General features: G+C 62.5%; 18 protein-coding genes. 13 read left to right on the top strand and 5 right to left on the bottom strand.

Annotated features, from left to right (window positions below; genetic code table 11):
- Positions 1–58: 58 nt before the first annotated feature.
- Genes KGJ62_12990 through KGJ62_12980 form a run of 3 tightly spaced genes read left to right on the top strand, consistent with a single transcriptional unit; the run spans position 59 to position 4,078 of the window.
- Positions 59–2,359 carry an HDIG domain-containing protein gene (locus tag KGJ62_12990; protein ID MDE2127496.1) on the top strand — a complete coding sequence of 767 codons (2,301 nt, stop codon included), beginning with the start codon at positions 59–61 and terminating at the stop codon, positions 2,357–2,359.
- Positions 2,310–2,666, top strand: a complete 357-nt coding sequence (gene ybeY, locus KGJ62_12985; protein MDE2127495.1) for an rRNA maturation RNase YbeY — start codon at positions 2,310–2,312, stop codon at positions 2,664–2,666. The genes KGJ62_12990 and ybeY overlap by 50 nt, the downstream gene beginning before the upstream one ends.
- The gene (locus tag KGJ62_12980; protein MDE2127494.1) at positions 2,663–4,078 is read left to right on the top strand and encodes an HlyC/CorC family transporter; all 1,416 of its coding nucleotides are present in this window, start codon (positions 2,663–2,665) and stop codon (positions 4,076–4,078) included. Before ybeY ends, KGJ62_12980 begins: the two co-directional genes overlap by 4 nt.
- Here the strand turns inward: KGJ62_12980 and KGJ62_12975 are convergent.
- Complete coding sequence (locus tag KGJ62_12975; GenBank protein MDE2127493.1) at positions 4,045–4,365, bottom strand: Rieske 2Fe-2S domain-containing protein; 321 nt, start codon at positions 4,363–4,365, stop codon at positions 4,045–4,047. The genes KGJ62_12980 and KGJ62_12975 overlap by 34 nt on opposite strands.
- A gap of 1,095 nt (positions 4,366–5,460) precedes the next feature.
- On the opposite strand from KGJ62_12975, the gene KGJ62_12970 reads away from it, so the two are divergent.
- From KGJ62_12970 to KGJ62_12940, 7 genes are all read left to right on the top strand, one after another.
- Positions 5,461–6,378, top strand: a complete 918-nt coding sequence (locus tag KGJ62_12970) for a matrixin family metalloprotease (GenBank protein MDE2127492.1) — start codon at positions 5,461–5,463, stop codon at positions 6,376–6,378.
- Positions 6,379–6,382: 4 nt separating this feature from the next.
- On the top strand, positions 6,383–7,495 hold the full coding sequence (locus KGJ62_12965) for a hypothetical protein (GenBank protein ID MDE2127491.1): 1,113 nt from the start codon (positions 6,383–6,385) through the stop codon (positions 7,493–7,495).
- 135 nt (positions 7,496–7,630) lie between these two features.
- Complete coding sequence (locus KGJ62_12960; protein ID MDE2127490.1) at positions 7,631–8,008, top strand: hypothetical protein; 378 nt, start codon at positions 7,631–7,633, stop codon at positions 8,006–8,008.
- Complete coding sequence (locus KGJ62_12955) at positions 8,005–8,430, top strand: hypothetical protein (GenBank protein ID MDE2127489.1); 426 nt, start codon at positions 8,005–8,007, stop codon at positions 8,428–8,430. Before KGJ62_12960 ends, KGJ62_12955 begins: the two co-directional genes overlap by 4 nt.
- Positions 8,400–9,173, top strand: a complete 774-nt coding sequence (locus tag KGJ62_12950; GenBank protein ID MDE2127488.1) for a hypothetical protein — start codon at positions 8,400–8,402, stop codon at positions 9,171–9,173. The genes KGJ62_12955 and KGJ62_12950 overlap by 31 nt, the downstream gene beginning before the upstream one ends.
- Before the next feature lie 151 nt (positions 9,174–9,324).
- The gene (locus tag KGJ62_12945) at positions 9,325–9,780 is read left to right on the top strand and encodes a hypothetical protein (protein ID MDE2127487.1); all 456 of its coding nucleotides are present in this window, start codon (positions 9,325–9,327) and stop codon (positions 9,778–9,780) included.
- 851 nt (positions 9,781–10,631) lie between these two features.
- A complete protein-coding gene (locus KGJ62_12940) occupies positions 10,632–10,775 on the top strand; it encodes a hypothetical protein (protein ID MDE2127486.1) in 144 nt (47 codons plus the stop codon).
- Between the two features lie 82 nt (positions 10,776–10,857).
- Here KGJ62_12940 and KGJ62_12935 read toward each other — a convergent pair whose 3' ends face one another.
- Together KGJ62_12935 and KGJ62_12930 are read right to left on the bottom strand one after the other, a co-directional pair.
- On the bottom strand, positions 10,858–12,912 hold the full coding sequence (locus KGJ62_12935; protein ID MDE2127485.1) for a DUF4965 domain-containing protein: 2,055 nt from the start codon (positions 12,910–12,912) through the stop codon (positions 10,858–10,860).
- A 17-nt stretch (positions 12,913–12,929) separates the two neighbouring features.
- Positions 12,930–14,258 (bottom strand): SAM-dependent methyltransferase, encoded by a 1,329-nt coding sequence (locus KGJ62_12930; protein ID MDE2127484.1) that lies wholly within the window; start codon positions 14,256–14,258, stop codon positions 12,930–12,932.
- On the opposite strand from KGJ62_12930, the gene KGJ62_12925 reads away from it, so the two are divergent.
- From KGJ62_12925 to KGJ62_12915, 3 genes are read left to right on the top strand one after another with little or no spacing between them, the layout of a single operon-like run.
- Complete coding sequence (locus KGJ62_12925) at positions 14,241–16,952, top strand: hypothetical protein (GenBank protein ID MDE2127483.1); 2,712 nt, start codon at positions 14,241–14,243, stop codon at positions 16,950–16,952. The two genes, KGJ62_12930 and KGJ62_12925, sit on opposite strands and share 18 nt — an antisense overlap.
- Positions 16,942–17,433, top strand: coding sequence for a low molecular weight phosphotyrosine protein phosphatase (locus KGJ62_12920; GenBank protein ID MDE2127482.1), 492 nt, complete (start codon positions 16,942–16,944; stop codon positions 17,431–17,433). The genes KGJ62_12925 and KGJ62_12920 overlap by 11 nt, the downstream gene beginning before the upstream one ends.
- 41 nt (positions 17,434–17,474) lie before the next feature.
- A complete protein-coding gene (locus tag KGJ62_12915; protein MDE2127481.1) occupies positions 17,475–18,341 on the top strand; it encodes a fructosamine kinase family protein in 867 nt (288 codons plus the stop codon).
- 151 nt (positions 18,342–18,492) lie between these two features.
- On the opposite strand, the gene KGJ62_12910 is transcribed toward KGJ62_12915, so the two are convergent.
- Together KGJ62_12910 and KGJ62_12905 are read right to left on the bottom strand one after the other, a co-directional pair.
- The gene (locus KGJ62_12910; GenBank protein MDE2127480.1) at positions 18,493–19,269 is read right to left on the bottom strand and encodes a response regulator; all 777 of its coding nucleotides are present in this window, start codon (positions 19,267–19,269) and stop codon (positions 18,493–18,495) included.
- 1 nt (position 19,270) lies between these two features.
- Complete coding sequence (locus KGJ62_12905; protein MDE2127479.1) at positions 19,271–20,458, bottom strand: hybrid sensor histidine kinase/response regulator; 1,188 nt, start codon at positions 20,456–20,458, stop codon at positions 19,271–19,273.
- Positions 20,459–20,480: the final 22 nt, after the last annotated feature.

The following is a 20,480-nucleotide window of genomic DNA, read 5'->3' as shown; positions in this document are numbered from 1 at the left end:
CATCTCCTGGCGTCGACTCCTATTAGCGTGTGTTACGGTCGGCTCCCTCTCGCTCCTCATGTCGGTGAACCTGCTGCCCGATCGCGTGGCGCTTCGTCTCGGCGAGGTCAGTCCACGTGATATCCGTGCGCCACGAACGGTCGTATACATCGATAGCGTGGCCACCGGTAGACTGCAGCAGGCTGCGCGCCTGGATACCCGTCCAGTGTATGAAACCGACAGCGACGCTCAATCCGCGAGTTTGGCAACCGTGCAGGAGGCATTCGGCTCACTGGCGCCGATGCGGACAGCAGCAGGTCCGCGGGCCCGTGGCAAGCCGCTCCCGGCGTCGTTGGCGTTTCTCGGCGCCGGCGCAGTAAGCCACCTGCTGTCCATGCCATCTTCCGACTTTGCCCATCTGCGAGCGGTTACGCAGCGGGTTGTTCAGCACGCCATGAACGGAGATATCCGGCAGGGCACGCACGATCTGCAGGATGCCGATACAGTTGCCGCCGCCTCCGCAGCTCAGGCGCTGCCGCCGGCCGACGCAGCAATTGCTTCCAGAATCGCTGCGCGCGCTATACGCCCCGAGCGAACCATCGACCCGGAGCGGACGGAGCAGGCGCGCGATGCAGCCGAACGCGCAGTGCCGATGCAGTACCACCGCATCGCGCGTGGTGACAAGATCATCTCCAGCGGCGACACGGTTACGCAGGAGACTCTGGACAAGTTTGCCGCCGTGGGCTTGCTGAACCCGCGCCTGGATGTAACCACGGGCGCCATGGTCTGCCTGCTTGCGGCTTTCATGGTGCTGCTTGTTCTGGTGGTTGTTGCCCGAACGCTGCCGGCGCTCTACCGCGACACGCGACGGCTTGCGCTCCTTGCGGTAATCGCGCTATTGAGTGTGCTGGGCCTCAAGGTTGGCGCCAGCATGCTCGGCCTCTCGTTTTCATCGGGCCAGCTCGGCTACCTTGGAATGATGAGTGTGGCGGCCGCCGGGATGCTGGTCGCGGCGCTGCTGGATGTTCAACTGGCTGTACTAGTGGCCGCGCTCCTTTCGGTGCAGAGCGGTCTCATCATGAACCACGAGATCCGCTTCACCATCATGACGTTGATGAGCAGCCTCGTTGGCATATTCAGCGTGTCACTTGCTCGCACACGCTCCGGACTGCTGCTGGTGACCGCCGCGCTGGCAGGTACCAACCTCGCGCTGGTATGGCTCCTTGGCATTCTGCTGCGCGACTCGCTACCGGAGCTACTTACCGGTTCGGCATGGGCAGTCGGCTCCGCGGCGTTCGCCACCTTCATGTTCTGGATCGGCGCGCTCGTACTTGAGCGGCCGTTCGGCATCCTGACTCCTGCAACACTTCTGGACCTCTCGTCCATTGACCAGCCTCTGCTGCGCGAACTCTGCGCCGTGGCTCCGGGCACGTATGCTCACAGTATGCTGGTGGGTACGCTGGCCGATGCCGGCGCGCAAACAATCGGCGCCAACGCGCTCCTGTGCCGCGTCTCCGGGTTCTACCACGATATCGGCAAGATGCGGCGTCCGGAGTTCTTCATCGAAAATCAGCAGCATGAGAACGTGCACGGCCGCCTGAGCGCTTCGCTCTCGGCCCTCATCATAACCGCGCATGTGCGCGACGGCCTGGAGATGGCCGCGGCAAACCGCCTGCCGCGAGAGATACGCGACGCCATTGCGCAGCACCATGGCACCACGCTGATCCGCTACTTCTATCACCGGGCGCTCACCGACTGCGGCGGCACCGATGAAGCGCCGCCCGGCCTGGAGGAGCGGTTCCGGTACCCGGGTCCAAAGCCTCAGACGCGCGAATCGGCCATCGTGATGCTGGCCGACTCGGTGGAAGCGGCGGCGCGATGCCTGCAGAAGCCAAACCCGGAGAGGCTGGAAGCGCTGATCGCCGGTATCGTGCGCGAAAAGATTGAAGACGGTCAGTTTGATGATTGCAGCATCACGTTCCGTGACGTGAAAGCGGTCTCGGATGCGTTTCTGCATGTTCTGGCCGCCATGATGCACCACCGAATCGACTATCCGGATCCGCTTCCGCGCGGAGCCTCCGGCATGCCAATGGAGGTGGTGCGCGCGGATCTGAAGCCGGAGCCGCCGGAGCTGGAGTTACCAATGGCTGCAGGCGGTCTTGCTCACTCGGGAGAGCTTCCCTATCCCGATGACGATCCGCCCGCGAACCGGCCCGCTAATGCCGAGGCCGCCGAACCTCACCATCTATATGCCCATAGCGATTATCAACAAGAATCGGTATCCCATTCGGGCAGCAGGTCTGCGGCGCGCCGCAGAGTGCGTGCTGCACGTGGAGCGCCGACCGGCGACGGCGGAATTGAACGTCGTGTTGACGAGTGACCGTCGGGTTCATGCTCTCAACCTCCTCTATCGCGGCATTGATGCTCCCACCGATGTTTTGTCGTTCTCGCAAATAGAAGGCGAAACACCGATCGAGGTTGACCCAAACCTGCTGGGCGATGTGGTTATCGCGGTTCCTACGGCCGCTCGCCAGGCGGCCGTACGCGGAGGCCAGCTGCAGGCGGAGGTGGAACTGCTCACCGCACACGGCGTCTTGCACCTCCTCGGCTACGAAGACGACACCGAACGTGGGGTGCGGCGGATGTGGAAGAAGCAGCGCGAGGCGCTGAAGCTCCTCTACAGATGATGCCTTCCGGCGCCTTCAACCTCACGCTTGCGTCGCTCCTGGTGTGCGGCCTCATCCTGCTCAACGCCTTTTTTGCGATGGCCGAGCTGGCGTTAATCACGGTTCGCAGAACCCGGGTGCGGCAGCTTGCTGAGGAGGGCAACCGCAGCGCGCTGCGCATCGAACAGCTTCTGGCGCACCCGACGCGCTTCATGGCCACCATTCAAACCGGTGTGACGCTGGTGGCCACGTTATCGCCCGCTATCGCTGCTACGGCATTTGTAGCGCCGCTTAACGTGTGGTTCCAACAGCGGCATCTGTTTGGCGCCGCCGGTTCTACGATCAGCCTGCTGGTGGTCACAATACCCGTGGCCGTGGTTACGCTGGTCGTGGGGGAGATAGCGCCGAAGAGCCTCGCAGTACGACACGCGGAGCGCATCGCCCTCGTGGCGGTTGGGCCGGTGCTGAGACTGCAGGCTCTCTTCACGCCCGCGGTAGCGGTGCTGACCTACCTCGGCAACGTTGCAGTAAGGCCGTTTGGCGGGACCGCCACGTTCAGCTCGTCCGTGGTGAACGAGGCTGAGCTGAAAATGATGGTAGAGGCCGGAGAAGAGCAAGGCGTGCTGCAGTCCGGAGAGACCGAGATGATTCACTCCGTACTCGATCTCAGCGACACGGTGGTGCGCAAGGTGATGACGCAGCGCCTGGATATCGCAGCGATTCCCAGCACGGCAAACATGAAGGAGCTGCTCGACATCATCCGGGAATCGGGCCACAGCCGCATACCGGTTTATGCGGAGGATCTGGATAACATCGTCGGCACGCTCCACGCTAAGGATCTGCTGGCGATCCCACCCGAGAGTGGCCCAGACGCCTTTCAGTCTGCGATTCGCGAGCCGTGGTTTATTCCCGAAACGTTGAAGGTGGATATGCTGTTGGCAGAAATGCGGCGAAAGCGCCAGCACATCGCCATTGTGCGAGACGAGTACGGCGTCACGGTTGGACTGGTTACCATCGAGGATCTGGTCGAGGAGATCGTTGGCGAGATCACCGACGAATACGACTCCGACGAAGACCCGCCCAAGGCAGAGCGCCGGGCCGATGGGGCGCTTTTGCTGGACGGCCTGATGCAGATTGATGAGGTCAATGAGGTCGCAGACCTGCAGCTGCCGGAGGACGAAGCTGACACAATCGGTGGCTTTGTCTTCGGCCTGTTGGGTCACCAGCCCGAAAAGGGAGAGCATGCGGCGTGGAACGACTGCCGGTTTACGGTGGAATCCACTGATGGTCGACGCATTACGAGCGTGCTGCTGGTCCGCACGCCACCACCCCATTCGGACGACAACGGCAACAGCGACGCCGCAGCGGTCGAGCCGGAAGTCCCGCAGGCTGACGGCGATCAGGCGGGACCGGACTCCGGCAGCTCCACGTAGATTCTCCCTTCCACCACATGGCACGGGAACGTGGTCAGATCGACTCCCCAGCCGTCCATGGATTCGCCCGTCACCACGTTGAATTCCCAGCCATGAATCGGGCAGGTGAGCGTGTCACCCTCAAGCGTGCCTTCCCCAAGCGGACCGTAGCTGTGCGGGCACTCGTTCTCCACACAGTAGTATGTGCCGTCCACATTGCATAAAGCCAGCTCCAAACCGTCCGGCCGTACCACCCGGCATTCACCCGGTCCCAATTCCGCAGCCGTAAGGAGTTCAATCAGTTTCATCGCCGATATTATGCACGTCCCAGCCCGCTGCGCGCGCTCCGAGCCGCGATGTGGCTGAATAACGTAAGGGGCGGGCAGAGAGAGCTTTCGCCTCGCTCAAAATGACGATGCGCTCCGCCGCGCATCGCGGAAGCATCTCAGTGGGATGGTTCCGGCGGTGCGCCAGGCTTCGGTTCCGGCTGCCGCATATGTCTCATATGTCCCATTGGTCGCATTTCAGCGAGCGTTCCGCGCCGCCATCGAGCTCGGCGCTGGGGTACGCGCCCACCACATGGGACCAATGCGACATATAGGACATATAGGTTCGCGCACACGTGGCAAGCGGAGTGCGGCCCCCCAGCCGCGCGCCGGGCTTCGGTTCCGGCTACCGCATATGTCTCATACGTCCCATTGGTCGCATTTCAGCAGGCGTCGCGCGCTGCCATCGAGCTCGGCGCTGGGGCACGCGCCCACCAGATAGGACATATAGGTTCGCGCACACGTGGCAAGCGGAGTACCGGCCCCAGGCCGCGCTCCAAGCGCAGATTCCGGCTGCCGCATATGTCTCATATGTCCCATTGGTCGCATTCCAGCAAGCGCCCCGCACTGGGGTAGGCGCTAACCAGATGGGCCACTGCGGCATATAGGTTCGCGCACACGGTTTCGGTCCCGCCTCAGGTGTGACCGTCTCGTGCGGTTGTATTCCGACAAAGTTTTTTTACTTTTTGCTGCAAAAGCCTTGACAGCATGAAACAGGCGTTGGATACTAGTTCACAGCATCCTGGTTAACAGGGTATTTTAGCAATTGGCAGCCGGCAGGGCATCGTCGGCAATCGTTTTAATAAGACGCACGCCACAGGACCTTAGTCTGCCCCGCGACGTACGCCTCTCACGGCAACCGTTTGACGTCCGGCTGCCAGCCGCTAAGGCTGGAGAAAGGTCAATTGTAGTGGCAGGCAAACGTAAGTCGCGCGGCGCCTCCGACTCCAACTCTCCGAATGGTGTGGGGGCAATCGCAAACTGAATTGTGACCGGATTGATTACGAGCCCGGAGCCACCCGCCATGAGCTATCTCGCGGACTTCGCTGCGCTGGTCGTTTTTCCGTCGCGGTCGTAATGCTGGTCGTGTTCGCAGGTCCGGTAAGCGCGCAAACTGGTTCTGCGACGGGACCCAACCCCACCGTCTCCCTTGAGAGCGAGTGGCAATCGCCTGAGGCACTTATGTATCCCGGCCAGGTGATTACGTATTGCGCTGTCGTCACGGCAGGCAAACCGTACGTGGTGCAAGTCGGCGTCACGGTTGACTTCACGCTCAGCTACGAAACTGGTGCGCAGGTTTATCTCAGTTCAAGCTCCGCCGTGACGAACGACTGTGGTCGGGCGCTCATTACGGCAATGCCATCGGGCGAGGGATCCGCCCTGCTGACGGCTAGCTGGACGGATCCGAATGGTAAGGCGTGGACCGCCAGCGGTGACGTGGGCGGTGTAATCGGGCCGTGCCCGGGCAACAGCGGTCCCGACGGGCCCGGATATCCGGTTTTGCCCACCAACTGCCCGGTCTACTACTCAGACGTCTTCACCTACGGCAGCGCTGTGTCTGCCGGCATCGCAGCGTGGGAAAACAGCCACTGGGCGACGTTCGGCGAGGTGCCGCCGGAGGGCGCGTGGAATGTCCAGTCTTGTGACCAGTGCCTAAGGGACAACCACCTCCTTGCGTTCACGCAGCTCGACAACGCAGGTCGCCGGATCATCACCTTCTACTACGATCAACTCGACCCGTGCAGTGCCAGGCTCAACTGCGTTTACGGCTTTCCGCCAAAGGCCTCGCGCCACGACCTGGCGATGGTATGTGCCCATGAGATAGGCCACGCGCTGGGATTGGCGCACACAGCCTTCCCGAACGAATACGGCTCCCTGATGTATGCCAACTCCCGCTGCTGGTGGTTCTGTGGAGTCGCCGCTCCCGCCCCGGATGAGACACTGGGCATGGCGGCTCTCGGTTATGAGCCGTGTGTCGCACAGAAGGGACGCTAAGGCTATGACACGATTAATTCGTACGGGCTCATTCTGCGCTGCGGCGGGTATTCTCCTGTCCGCCGCGTTTGCATCGCCGCGAAGAAGCTCGCATCCCTGGCGGTACGCGGTGATCTTCCACGTCGCCAACGGCGTTCGTACGTATGCTGGCGTTACCGACGTCCTTCCACTTTCCGCGCGGATCGATGCTTTGGCCGCTGCCGCGCCGGCCACTCACGCCGCCGGGCTCGCGCCCGATAGCGGCGACGACATCTGGCTTGTAGGGAACGGAACGACCCGTGACCTGCTGTTCGACCCCAAGTCCGGCGCTGTACGCTTTGTCAGCGCGGGTCACATGGAGGAGACGGCTTGGACCATCCGTTTCGTAAACGGCAGGCATCTCACTGCACCGGTGCCTGACGACGGCACGATCTCCGCGATCGTGAAAGGCGCCAAGCCGTTTCTACAGCCACCGGAGTTCGGCAAGGGCGCGCATGGGCCGTCCGCATCCTTTGGCGAGGGCGAGTATGCTCCGCTGCCCGGCACCCTGGCTGGTATGGTGGCGAATGCACCCGTTATCGTCCTCGGGCGGATCGCTGCCGTGCTGCGGGAGCAGCACGTGCGCCAGGGCGATTTTGGGCCGGAAGAATTCACGGCCTTTGTGGTTGTGGTGGAACGATACCTTCGCTCTCCCGGCGCTGGCGCACCGTATGTGATCAAGGTGATGGTGCGTGGCGGCGACCTGCCGTGGACGGACGACGCCGGCGGCGGCATCGGATCGCGCGACATCGATCAGCCTCTGCTCAGGCCGGGCGCCCGCTACATTCTGTTTCTCTCGCCGTCGACCCGGCCCAGCCCAAAGGAGTTGCGGCTTGGATATTACCTTGCGATGACCAAAGGCGTGTGGGGCAAGGAGTCTCCGTTTGACGAGTACACTTTGACCGAACCATGGCGCGCTCAGGTTCTGCTCCAGCGCGGCATGGCAGTGGCCCCGCAATTGGAACGTCAACCCATCGGCTACAGCTGGACGTTCAACGACGGCCAGAAGCTGGTTGACTTGCCCGAGTCGATCGCTGAAAAGGAGATCGAGACCGCCGTCGAGGCTTATGAGAAGCGGAAAGCGGCCGATGGCGGGTAGCCAGGCCGACCATTGTGATCGCTGCGCGATCTCGTGGTTCAAGTACTGCGAGTCCCAGTGCAGCCAGATATCGTTGCCATGATCACCATCGGCAGGGCGCCACGGTGATCCCGGCACTCCGTAGGAGGACGATACATGATAGCAATCAAGCGTTTCGCGTTACTGGGTATTCTAGCTGCTTTCGCGCTCGGTACGTCGGGAGCTGGCCGTGCATGGCAGAAGAAGCCCTCGCGGCATCATGCCATTACGCGAAGTTCGATCTCCCAGGAGATGCGCATCCCAGAGCCGCGGAAGCTGACCCCGGCCGAGGTGCGGCGGATAAACCAGCGAGACGCGGCACATATCGAGGCGGCAAACTACATATCCTACACGATGCATGTGTACAAAGAGCTGGAGGCTTCGCCACGGTTGGAACCAAAAGGCGATTTTGCCAGAATGACTGTGGAGCTAGTTAAGCAGGAGGTTGACCGCGTGGATGCGTCGCAGGCCCACACGCGGGCGCAGCGCAAGTGATTACCGACGGCTCAGCCAACGTGCTGAGCAACAACCTCTACGAAGCGTTTGGGGTATTGATGTACACGAGCGGCTCGGCCGCCACGCAGTGGCGCTTCCAGGGCCGGTTCGTGGAGGAGGAGGGGTTGGTGGCGAGCGCCGGCGGCGGAGGGGATGTGCTGGTAGGGCGGGGGATTGCCGTGCTGCGTGCTGCGCGACTGCGGCACGGCCCGGTAGGAGAGCCGAGACAGCGCTGCTTCCACGAGTGCGACAAACGGTACAAGGACGCCGAGAAGGACTGCGTGGAGGCATTCGCGGAGTGTCTGGCGGAGGCCTTCCCCCCAATTGGATGGATCCTCTGCGAGTATTCCGCCTTCCTCTGCTTTGAAAACGCGAGGAATGACCTGCACTGTTGCTACATGACCTGCATAGGGCTATTGTGATGGCGGGGCCGCGTGAAGATTGGGCGGGAGCCAGGCATCGCCCGGGCAGCGGCGCGGTTGCGCTGCTGCTGACGGTTGGCCTCACCGCTGCATCGTGTGGCCGGCTCCAGCGCCTGATGATGCCGCCAGAGGCACAGCGTTACTACGCGTTAACCGAATGTGTTGCGCACATTGACTCCTTGCCAGCGTATAGCGTGGAGATCCGCACCTCCTTTCCGCGCAGCACCACGTATGTGGTGACCAGAAGTCATCACCTCGTCACTGTCGCGACCGGGTCTGGCCAGACCGCGCGGCGGGAGCAGTTCGATCCGGCTGGAGCACGCGAACGCGTTGAAGCGCACGGAAGGTGGGGACCCTGGGCCGGCACGTCGGTCTCGGCTTGGCAGCTGCTAGCGCGCGGGGGTTACCTGGGACCGAATTCAGGTACCGGTGCGCCTCTGTTGCTATCCGGCTTGGTTCTGGGCGGCGTGACCCCCGAGGCGATGCTAGATCTGGATAGCGCCGGCGACTCGGGCGAGTCCTGGGTCGACGGACACCAGGTCACTATCGTGAAGGGTGCGCCGGGAATGCGATCCGCCGAACTCCTGGTCGGCACGCGATCGGCGGCCCGCGTTGCCTCATTAACGTTCTGGATCGGGTTAAAGAACCACCTGCTCTACGTGGTACGGGCGAGGCTCCTTCCTGCGCCGGGAAGCCCGGATACGCTTACGGAGAGGCTGACGTGGAAGGCAACAACGCCATAGCCATCGAAGCAAACTCCTGATACAGCGGGCGGAAAAGGGAACGCACGCGGAAGCAACGTCGCAGCGATTCTTCGGCGACGCGCGGTCTCCAGAGGAGCGCGACGGAGCCGCGAAGGAGCAGCGCCAGCTCTACCATGCGTTTGGCGCACTGATGGTTGTAAGCGGCTCGTCCGCCACGCAGTGGCGCTTCCAGGGCCGGTTCGTTGAGGAAGAAGGGTCGGTAGCAAGCGCCGGGGGCGGAGGGGATGTGCTGGTGGCGAGGGTTACGCCGCTGAACGCAAAGAAACACGCCCCACCCAAAGAGGGCCGATCGCACGATCCCGGTGGGCACGACAGCGACCCGACCCTGTGCCAGGGTGCACGTGATCGCGAACTTGGAAAGTGGTTGGTCAAACATCTCGGCGGCGACACACGCAAGGCCGTGATGGAGTGCGTCAACGAATGCGCCACCGACCCGCCGGCGAACTGTCTGGCGGACTGCCTTACTCCCAAAGTGGGTGCGTTGGCGGCTGGCATCGCAAATTACGCTGAGTGCTGTTATTCGCTATGTGAGTCGACCGACGGCAGTTTCACGCCACCGGGACCGTGTGAGAAGTGGCTGCGATGATCACGGTTGTGAATACGATCCGTGGGCGGCGCATGCCAGAGTGTGCCGTCGCCGTCATGGCCGGTCCCGTCGCTGGCTGCAACGCGCGTTTGGCGCCGGAGTACGCGCTCACCACATGGGACCAATGCGACAACTAGGACATATAGGTTCGCGCACACGTGGCCGGCAAGCGGAGTAGCGGCCCCCCCGGCGGTGCGCCAGGCTTCGGTTCCGGCTACCGCATATGTCTCATATGTCCCATTGGTCGCATTTCAGCAGGCGTCCCGCGCTGCCGTCGCGTTTGGCGCCCTGGTGCGCGCTCACCACATGGGACCAATGCGACAACTAGGACATATAGGTTCGCGCACGCGTGGCCGGCAAGCGGAGCGGCCCCTCCACCGGTGCGCCGGGCTTCGGTTCCGGCTACCGCATATGTCTCATAAGTCCCATTGGTCGCATTTCAGCGAGCGTCCCGCGCTGCCATCGCGATCGGCGCTGGGGTACGCGCCCACCAGATAGGACATATAGGTTCGCGCACACGTGGCCGGGAAGCGGAGCAGCCACCTCTCGCTGCGCGCCGGGCTTCGGTTCCGGCTATCGCATATGTCTCATACGTCCCATTTGTCGCATTTCAGTAAGCGTCCTGCGCTGCCATCGAGATTCCGGTCACGATCACGGTATCGCAGGGGCCTCGGATACAGGCAGCGCTTCCGGCCATTGCGCCGCGCAAATCGCTTATTTCACGATGGAATCGGCGATTTTCGGCCTTATCGGCCAAAACGTGCGGAATCCGAAGTATAACGAGAAGGAATCCTCGTGCGTGCCTCGAAAGAAGGCACCGTGCGCAACCACACACTCCGGGAGGTCATCGCATGGAAGCTTACTGCGTCAAGTGCAAGGCAAAGAAACAGATGAAGGATGCCAAGCCGTTTACCATGAAAAACGGCAAGCCCGCCAACAAGGGTGTCTGCCCGACGTGCGGCACTGTAATGGTGAAAATCGGCTCCGGCAAGTAGTTACTCGACGGTTCGGCAATACGTTCCACCGCCGGGGCCGTCGCCGCAGACGGCCCCGGTTTCCGTTTGGCATCGCCAACCGTTACGGCCCCGCGGTGCGATCGGCCATCCGGCGGTCCAGGATAGCGAAAACGCCGCCAATTACCGGCCGCGCAACAAAGCCCACCTGTTGACCGCTGATGGTGTCGTACCAGTCGCTGAACGCGCCACGAAAGCCCGACGTGTTCGCAAAGCGATACACCGCATCGATGATGGCCTGCCGCAGCGCCAGATCGTCCGTCGACGCCGCCGTCCAAAGCTCCCAATCGGTCTTTGTGTAGCTGTGGCGCACGTCCAGTGGAATACCAAAGGGATTCTCGCGACTCGCGTACCAGGCTGCCTCTTCACGAAGCACGCGATCGGGAATCAGGTCGAGGCGCAGAACCCGATCAGGAAACGCGTTGTACTTCAGGCTCCAGGTGGAGTTCCGCCCATACGCCAACGTCAGGTGGGCTGCCGTGGTGGATTGGGCCAACCGCGTCCATTTATCCATCATCTCTCGCGCCTTCGCCAGGTAGCCGGCAGCTGCCCTGTTGTGGCCGGCCGCCTTTGCTATTTGGCCCATCGCGCCCACCCCGAGTATCGCCTTCAACGCCAGATTCGAACTGCTTTTGATGAAGCCGGTAAAGTCGTCCGTCTGGTTCTGCAGCGCTGGATCGAGGCCATTCGCCTCCTCGTAGTCTGCCCATTCACTTAGAACTTTGTAGTGGCGGGCCGCCCACCGTGATGCGGAGGGACCGGGAGCGTAGTCCACGTACGCGGCGGCCAACACCAGCATATTGGCCGACTCTTCCACCGGCATATCCTCTTCGCGCCCGTCGTTGTGGCCGTTGGCGTTCGGGTACGAGGAGCCGATGTCGTGCTCTGCAAACGGCTTCGGCCAGCCACCGCTCTCCGCATAGTCAAGCAGCGGCTCGCACAGCAGCCTGACCAGCAGTGGGTTGGTATACAGAAACGCCGGGAACGCCGGATAGACCACGTCCACCGTGCTGATGTTGCCGTCGCTGCTGATCTCCTTCAGCAGGAGCCATGGATCGCTGCGCGTACCCACCAGCTCGGTTGCTCCAAAAGCCTGGCGCAGCGCCAGATTGCAAAGCGCGGCGTAATGCGCTCCGCCGGCACGCATGGCGTCGCGTTCGACGCGTGCGTCCTCAACCGCAGCGCGACTAAATGCCGCTCGGGCGTCCGAAAGCGCAAATGCCGCCATCGCTTGCCATGTAGGCCAATACGACTTCCACAATGGGGGAACCGGCTTACCGAGGTAGCTGACAGCCGGGTCTCGCGCAAGTCCCAGGAGCATCGTAACCGGCGATGTTGGCCGGTCGCCTACCATGCCCAGCTGGTACTGCCAGGCGAACACCGGCCAGTGGTCGTTGATGGCGCGAGGCATGCTGGTGGAAGCCGTATCGGTCAGGCTTCCACGGATTCCAGCAGGGCGCACATCGTCCTGAAGTCCTGCCTGCCATCTGGTGTGGCTTGACTCCATAGTGGCAAAAACAACGTCTCCCCATTCTGCCGCGTCGCTGCGCTCCTGAAGGACACCCGGCGAAGATTGCGTAACGTCCCATGCCTCCATCGTGCCGCCGGATGGCGCCGACTGCTCCACCCGCTGCCAGCGGATTTTGGCCGAAGGATCGCCGGAAGCCCATTCGCCGGAGATGTCGAAGTAGAGTGAGACGCGGTGCGAATGCCCGTCGATGCTGACCGCGCTCGCCGAGATCGTTCCGAACGGCATCGACAGCCGGCGCAGGTCGGTGGCCTCAACGGGCGAGAGGAAGCGAAGCGTCAGCCGGATACCGCCGCGCTCCAGTGTGTAGATGGATTGTGTTGCCGTTACCTTCAGCGAAACCTGGTTCATGGCCAGGATCACGCCGCCAGGCGCGCCAATAAATGCATAGGGTTCGCCGTCGATCCGCGCGATGCCCGTGATCGCTCGTGTGCTGCCGGTCCAGAACGCCGGCCACGTGCCGGGAAGCGTATTGGACGGCTGCCAGACACTTACATAGGGGTTACGCACAATCAGTGGTGTTGCCGGCGGCCGTATTGGCGCCTGCTGCGCAGCAGCGCCTGCCACGCAGAACGCGAACAGTGTTGTCAAACTTGCTCGAACTCGGATCACGGTCTGCCTCCCAATATGGTTTTCCCGTCCTGGCCTCCGCCCGCAGCTCGGAGCCACCGAGCCAACGCAGGTTCCGCACCCCAGAAATCGCAAAGCGACCTCCAGTCCTGGGTATGCGGGCGCACCTCACCGGTCAGCACGGCTCGCAACAGGATATTGCGTGATGTGTGCTCGGCCTCCACAAACTCCACCACCTTCACCTGGTAACCGAAGGCCTCCAGAAGCGCCGTTCGAATGCCGTCGGTTGCCAGCGCGGCAAGCCGCTCACGAAAAAGGCCGTGTCGCAGCATCGGCGCCAGCTGCGGCGCTTGAATCCTGCTCCGCAGTTCGTGCTGGCAGCAGGGCGCAGCCAGTATGACGCGAGCATTCATCTGTATCGCCTTGAGCAGCGCCTCATCCGTCGCGGTATCGCAGGCATGCAGCGACAGCACCAGGTCGGCAGCCGGCGGGCCAACGAAGTCACGAATGTTGGAGGTTTGGAACGTGGCACCCGTAAAACCTGCGGCCAGCGCCGCTACCGCCGCGCGCTCCATTTGATCCTGCTTCACGTCAACACCGATCACGCGTACGTTGCGATTCAAGTGTTGGCTCACGTAGTGGTAAGTCGCCAGTGTCAGCACCGCCCGACCAGCGCCGAAATCGACAATAGAGATTGGTCCCTCCGCGGGTAGATGCGGAGCAATATCGCGGATCAATTCCAGAAACCGGTTCACCTGCCGGAACTTATGGTAATGGGCGGCGAGAACGCGCCCATCCGGCGTCATAATGCCTACCGCCGTCAGAAAAGGGCAGGGCGCGCCTTCGGGCAAGATGTGGTTTTGCGCCCGGTTATGCAGCGATTGCGCTGCGGGCCGGGTTGCCGCACTTCGCGATACCCGAACGCGCCCGGAGCTTTCTCGCCGAATACTGATGGTGGAGTCGGTAAACTTCAGGTGCGTGCGCCAGTTGGAAACCACTATCCGTTCAGCCAGCCGTGGGCCGGCATCCATCGGCGAACAGTTACGATGAGCAGCGGTCGCACCATCCCGCTCCTCGATCTGAATGACGGCTTTGCCTCGCAGCGTTATGGGTCTCAGTTTCCACAGCGGGTTTCCATGCCCAACCGATGCCGAGCCGGATACAAACTGTCCCAGGCTCAACAGCCGGCTCAGCTCACCGGCAAGCGCTTCAGCCTCAATGATCATTCGGATCAAGTTCGTCGTCAGGCGGCGCAGAACCTGCCGCAGGCCTAATGGCGCAAAGGTTCGCAGCGCCGGTAGGCCCGGCGCACCACCGCGTCGATACCGTGGACGGAGCCACTGTTCAAAATGAGTATCAAGAAGCATCTTGCTGCATTTGCAGTCGCGCTCTGCTCGGCGGCGACGCCCTGGCTCACACCGCCGGCTGCGGCACAATCACTCGCGCTTTTCGATTTCACCCAGCCTACAACCGCGAGCGAATGGGGCCCCACGCACGATATGGGACCGCTGAGCAGCGACGCCGCCGGCCTCAAAATCTCGATCACCGGCAGCGATCCCTATATCTTTGGACCGCCGCGTGACTATCCAGTTGGCCAGCCGCTGTGGTGCACCGTACGGCTCGACTCCCAGGCGGGCGGCACCGGGCAGATCTACTACTACCGGAATGCCCCTTCCGAGCCGCACTCGGTCAAGTTTCCCGTGAGGGCCGGCGCGTGGGAAACCTGCCAGGTTCCGCTCCCACCGCTCGGTCCTGGTTACCACCTTCGCCTCGACCCGCCCGGAGCACACGGCAGCGTTGTTGTTTCCGGGATACGTGTGTCACGTCGCGTGATTCTGCAGGATCCGGTGTGGCTCAAGCCGTCGGTCGGTCCCATTGGCGCCGATGCCTTGTCGGTTGCTTCCGGCGACGTGTCAATAAGAATCGATCCCCACACCTGGCAGCGTTTCGATGTGCTTGTGGCGGGCAAGCTGATGGCCATGGGCGGCAGCCGGCCGCTCATCGGCGTACTTGCAAACGGCAAGGAACAGTGGCTTGACCTGGCTCACAGCGACGCGGTCCAGGCCCAAAAGGGTGCGACAGTCACTGTTACTGCGACGGCGCGGGATGCCGGCGGCGCCGCATGGACGTTTGTGCAGACGTTCACCAGCCGAACAACCGACCCTGCTTCTCCGCGCGACGGCGTGCAGGTGCAAACAACGGTGACTGTGGACCAGGATCGCCAGGTGATCTACCTGCCCATGCTGATGATATTCCCCGGTCTCGGCGCATACGGCGCATCCAAAACTCAGGCGATACTTCCTGGTCTTGAGTATCTGGACGGCGATGAGCCCAGCAGTTCGACGAAGGACCTCGTTGGTCCGCAAGCCGACCGGCGTGTGCCGCCAAATGAGAAGGTGACCTTCCCCATGATGGCGCTGGCTGCGGATAGTCGTTTTGTTGGCATCACGTGGCAGCGCAGTTCCGAGTATTGCGCACTGTTCGACGCACCGGATCGCACGTTTCACTCCGGCGCCAACGTACTGGGCGTGCTCTTTCCCGGCGCGGATACGGCCAGCCGCGCGGATGGAAGCCTGCTGCCATACGCTCCTGAACTGGTGCAGGCCAACCAACCGATCACGCTTCAGGCTACCATCCTTGGCGGGCGTGATGACAGTGCTATTGGCGCCGTTTCGCAGTACGTGGACCTGATGCCACAGCCCACAATTGTCAAGCCGGCCGAATCGGTATGGGAGGGGATGGCCGATGACGGTTGGCTGCACAGCGGCATTCGCAGCGGCGGGCTCTTTCATCACGCGATTCCCGGATCGTTCGGCCTGCAGCCTGCGGCCGACGCGGGCATGATGATGACATGGCTGGCACAGCACACACGTGATAAAACGCTGCGCAGCGAGCTGACGGATGCCGCGAGCCAGGCGGTAGCAGCGATTCCGAAGGGCGGATGGAACGACGCTCATATCGGGCACATCGTCACGCCTGCCCCGGCGCTGATGTTTGGAGACCCGCTGGCTGCCTCAAAGCAGGCGCAAGTTCAGGCTCGCGACGAGCTTCAGCGCCTGGGACCTTCGTTCACCATTCATTACAGCGCGGCGCCGGGGCGACTCGACCTTTCGCGTACGAACGGGTCCGATCAGGCAAATGGCCTGACGGCTGCGGTGGTGGCCTCCGCGCTGCAGCATGCGTCGTTTGCCGGCGATTGGAACGAAATCCACGATGCGATCGCCGCTCTGCGCGCGCTGGAGAAGTACGATGGCACGGCGCCACGAGGAGCCCAAACGTGGGAGGTACCGCTGCACACGCCAGACATTCTGGCGGCCGCATGGCTGGTCAAAGCGTTCACGCTTGGCTACGCGCTTACCGGCGACACCACGCTGCTTGCCCGCGCGGAATACTGGGCATGGACCGGCATCCCGTTCATCTATCTGGATGGCGACTACAAGCCAGTTGGTATGTTCGCTACAATACCTGTGTTCGGCGCCAGTGACTGGAACGCGGCTTACTGGCTTGGTGTGCCGGTGCAGTGGTGCGGGCTGGTCTACGCCGATGCGCTGTATGGGCTGAGTCAGTACTCCGAAACCTGGCTCTGGCGCCTTTTGGCCGATGGTATTACCGCGAGCGGCATTCAGCAAACGTGGCCGGCCAGAAGCGATCCCACACGTTCGGGCCTCCTGCCGGACTCGTACAACCTCATCAGCCAGTCGCGGAACAACCCGGGTATCAATCCTGCAACCGTCCAGATGGATGCCGTCCGGCTGTATCGCGAAACGCCCATCTACAGTTACCACGTCTTCCGCGATCTTGGCGTGATCGTGCACGCGGCAGGTTCCATCACGAAGCCCGGCAGCAGCGGTAGCGCGATAACGTTCCAGGTGGACCTGTGGCCGAACAAGCCGTCAGCGCTCCTCGTGGTCGGCTTTCGGGTCCGGCCAACGATTCATGTGGATGGCCGGCTGCTGGGCGCGGACGACCCGCGCGTACGCGTGGATGCCGAAGGCAATCGCCTGGCGCTCTACCTCGCGGGTCACCACACGATATCACTGGAGTTTGCTGGTGACCGGTAGCAGCGATGAAGGGCCGACGGCACTCGGAGTATCGGTATGCTTCGTCTGCTATGGTAACATCTGCCGCTCGCCCATGGCTCAGGCGCTGTTTGAGGACCGCGTGAGGCGCGCCGGTCTGGATTCGCGGATCTCTGCGGACTCTGCGGGAACCAGCCGCGAGCATCTGGGTGAGCAGCCACATATCGGCACACGGCTGCAGCTGCAGAGGATGGGGATCCGGTTCCACCACACCGCGCGTCCGCTGCTGCCGAGGGATGGGCAGATCTATGCGCATCTGCTCGCCCTGGACAGCGCAATACTGGCACAGATAAGGTCCACCGGCCTGAGCCAGGCGCGACTGCTCATGGAATATGCGCCCGATGCTCGCGTACTGGATGTGCCGGACCCGTGGTATACCGGTGACTTCCAGGAGACGGCTTGTCTCGTTGGCCCGGCTGTGGAGGGCCTGTTGAGCGCTATTCGGCGCGAACACGGTTGGTAGGGCAAACCTCGTTATCCGCCTCCTTGCTCGAGCAGATGCGTTTGCTTGGACTTGTGGTCACCGCGGTTCAGCCTGTTCACGGCGGCATGATCAACGAGAGCGCCATACTTCACACCAACATCGGCACGATCTTCGGCAAATGGCGCAGCCGCGCGGCGCCAGGCTTTTTTGCTGCCGAGGCCCACGGTCTGGAGATTCTCCGGCGCGCGGACGCCTTTCGGACTCCAGCGGTAATTGCATTCCGCGACTCCGAACAAGGCGCCGAACCGGCGTTCCTACTGCTTGAGGCCATCCGGCCGCATGAGCGGCAAACGGCCCGGCCGGCCGAAGTTGGTGAACGGCTGGCGCGCCTCCACCGCTTCACCGCAAGCGATTTCGGCCTGGAGCGCGACAACTTCATTGGGCTGATGCCGCAACAAAACGGCAGAATGGTGGCCTGGGCTGGGTTCTATGCACAGCGACGCCTTGCGCCGCAGATCGCATTGGCGCGGCAGAGTAGGGCGCTCACGCCGGATTTGGAGCGAGACGTGATTAGGGTAACGGAGGCGCTTCCAGAGCTGCTGGCGGACGTGGATGAGCCACCATCGCTGCTGCACGGCGACTTGTGGAGCGGCAACCTGCTCACCGGCGAAAGTGGGGAGCCTGTGTTGGTGGATCCAGCCGTTAGCTACAGTCACCGTGAACTGGAGCTGGCGTATATGCAACTTTTTCCGGGTTTCGAGCCGGAACTGTTTGCGGCGTACGAGGCGGCCTGGCCATTGTCACCCGGATACCGGCGCCGTCGCGCCGTTTACCAGATCTATCCGCTGCTAAACCACCTCAACCATTTTGGAGCGCAGTATCTGGCGCCGCTTCAGGCTGCGTGTCGGCTTGCAGTGGCGCCGTTGTCGCTGGCGCCTGAAGCGTGAATCCACTTGGCTCTCGTTCAAAATGGCGGCTTGCGCTCGCCATCCCGTTCGCCCGCTCGCGAATGCGCCGTGACGTTCGGGTGAGTAACAAGCGCCGCTTGCCGGGCGGCTGACCCAGGTTTCCGAATAGATGGGATTTCATGGCCGCTCCTTAAGCAATGCGCAGCCCGATGCCGTCGGGAGCTGCCTCGCGCGCTGCCCGATAGAGAGTGTCGAACAGTTCGCCGTTGTCCGGCGGCTTCTGGAGGTACGCGAACGCGCCGAGCCGAAAGGCACGATCGGCATGCGCTGCGGGGTCTCGGGCCGACAGTATAACGATCGGTGTTCGCGATCCGAGATCGTTCAGCCTCTGCATCACGCTGTAGCCGTCGCCGCCCGGCAGACCGATATCCAGCAGAATGACATCCGGGTGATCGCGCTGCCAGACGGTTATTGCGGTCAACCCGTCGGAGGCGGCGGCCGTGCTGAAGCCGGCGCCGCGCAGGCGCACCTGCATGGCGCTCCGGATATCGGGATCGTCATCCACCACCAGCACCCGGTATTTGGGAGTCGTTGCGTCGTTGTTTACCCGTGGCGCCAGGCGCGATATCAACTCCAACAGCTCGCTATTGTCTGCCGGCTTCTGGAAAAACGCGGCAGCCCCGGCAGCGAGCGCACGCTCTTCCGCCAGCTCCGGGTCGCGCGCGCTGAGCACGATGACCGGAGTATTGCTGCCGAGCTCCCGTATGCGCTGCATCACAAGGAACCCATCGCCACCAGGTAGGTTGATATCGAGAAGCACCAAAGCAGGCGCAAACTTTTGAAAGAGACCAACACCCGCCACCGCATCCGGCGCCGTCACGGCGTCGTACCCGGCCGCACGCATTCGCACCGCGACTCCCGTTCGAATATCGGGGTCGTCGTCAACAATCAGAATCGTGGATCTCATATCAGGTGTCTCCTCCAGATGCTGCAGTTTGCGCCATTGCCGATCCGCCTTCAGATGCGGCTTCATTCTCGGTGGCTGCACTGGCCGGCACAGTGAAACTGATGCTGGCGCCGTTGCCCGGCGTACTCTCGCACCAGATCCGGCCGCCATGCAGACTTACAATCTCGTGGCAGATGTGCAGGCCCAGTCCCAGGCCGCGGCGACTGGCTTCGGTGGCATCCGGCGCCTGATAGAGCCGCTCAAACATACGCTCTACGTCTTCGGTTTCCATACCCGCGCCGGTATCCGTAACGGTCACCAGAGCCGCCCCATCCGATTCGGGCAGGATTCCCGCCGTCACGGTGATGGTGCCGCCGCGCTGCGTGAACTTGATGGCATTGTCGAGCAGGTTGGTGACAACCTGGCGAATGCGCGCATCGTCACCGGATACGGTCGGCGCCGAGGCCACATCGGCAGTGAGTTCGATGCCGGCCTCCTTTGCCGATTCGGCCATGGCTCGCACCGCTGTGGCGACGGTATCGGCCAGGTTCAGTGTTTCGCGCTGGATCCGCATCTTGCCGTTGGATGCGCGTGTTACGTCCAGCAGGTCGCCGATCATCCGGCGAAGCTGGTTGACGCTGCGGAGCGTGATCTCCAGATACTCTCGCTGCTCTTCCGAAATTGGCCCGCTCAATCCGTCAAGAATGATCGTCACAAACTGGTAGATGGTAGTCAGCGGGGAGCGGAGTTCATGCGAGACGTGCGAGAGGAAGTCGTCCTTTGTGGCGATCTCAGCCAGGCGGGCAGTTTCGAGAGCTGCCTGCAGTCGGTGACGCTCCATTGCGTAGCGAATGCCGCGCGCCAGCGAGTCACCGTCGCAGATTCCCTTCACCATGAAGTCCTGTGCGCCGGCCTGCATTGCCGCCAGGCCCGTTTCCTCGTCGTTGCTGCCCGTGAGCACGATGAGCGGCAATCCCGGCGCGGTGGCCTTAAGTCGGTTGACGGTCTCGAGCCCGCTTGAATCGGGCAGCGAAAGATCACACAGAACGATATCGTAGCTGCCGGTATCCAGGCAGTCGATCGCGGTCGCAAGCGATGGCGCGTGGGTCACGTCGAACCGAACCGTGCGTGCATCGCGCAGCGCTTCCTGCATAAGGCGCGCATCGCCCGGGTTATCCTCTACAACCAGTGCTCGTAAGGTAGCTGGCATGCTATTCTTTTGCGACCGTGGC

The organism is Armatimonadota bacterium (assembly GCA_028871815.1).
Lineage (GTDB): Bacteria > Armatimonadota > Chthonomonadetes > Chthonomonadales > Chthonomonadaceae > REEB205.
The sequence above is the reverse complement of the archived record's forward strand: the minus strand, read 5'-3'. Positions and strand labels throughout refer to the sequence as shown.

What these genes read in the sequence shown, in the direction of transcription:
- KGJ62_12990 (MDE2127496.1), top strand. Translation starts at nt 59, where the DNA reads ATGTCGGTGAACCTGCTGCCCGATCGCGTGGCGCTTCGTCTCGGCGAG.
- KGJ62_12980 (MDE2127494.1), top strand. Translation starts at nt 2,663, where the DNA reads ATGATGCCTTCCGGCGCCTTCAACCTCACGCTTGCGTCGCTCCTGGTG.
- KGJ62_12975 (MDE2127493.1), bottom strand. Translation starts at nt 4,365, where the DNA reads ATGAAACTGATTGAACTCCTTACGGCTGCGGAATTGGGACCGGGTGAA.
- KGJ62_12970 (MDE2127492.1), top strand. Translation starts at nt 5,461, where the DNA reads ATGCTGGTCGTGTTCGCAGGTCCGGTAAGCGCGCAAACTGGTTCTGCG.
- KGJ62_12965 (MDE2127491.1), top strand. Translation starts at nt 6,383, where the DNA reads ATGACACGATTAATTCGTACGGGCTCATTCTGCGCTGCGGCGGGTATT.
- KGJ62_12960 (MDE2127490.1), top strand. Translation starts at nt 7,631, where the DNA reads ATGATAGCAATCAAGCGTTTCGCGTTACTGGGTATTCTAGCTGCTTTC.
- KGJ62_12945 (MDE2127487.1), top strand. Translation starts at nt 9,325, where the DNA reads ATGGTTGTAAGCGGCTCGTCCGCCACGCAGTGGCGCTTCCAGGGCCGG.
- KGJ62_12940 (MDE2127486.1), top strand. Translation starts at nt 10,632, where the DNA reads ATGGAAGCTTACTGCGTCAAGTGCAAGGCAAAGAAACAGATGAAGGAT.
- KGJ62_12925 (MDE2127483.1), top strand. Translation starts at nt 14,241, where the DNA reads ATGAGTATCAAGAAGCATCTTGCTGCATTTGCAGTCGCGCTCTGCTCG.
- KGJ62_12930 (MDE2127484.1), bottom strand. Translation starts at nt 14,258, where the DNA reads ATGCTTCTTGATACTCATTTTGAACAGTGGCTCCGTCCACGGTATCGA.
- KGJ62_12910 (MDE2127480.1), bottom strand. Translation starts at nt 19,269, where the DNA reads ATGAGATCCACGATTCTGATTGTTGACGACGACCCCGATATTCGAACG.
- KGJ62_12905 (MDE2127479.1), bottom strand. Translation starts at nt 20,458, where the DNA reads ATGCCAGCTACCTTACGAGCACTGGTTGTAGAGGATAACCCGGGCGAT.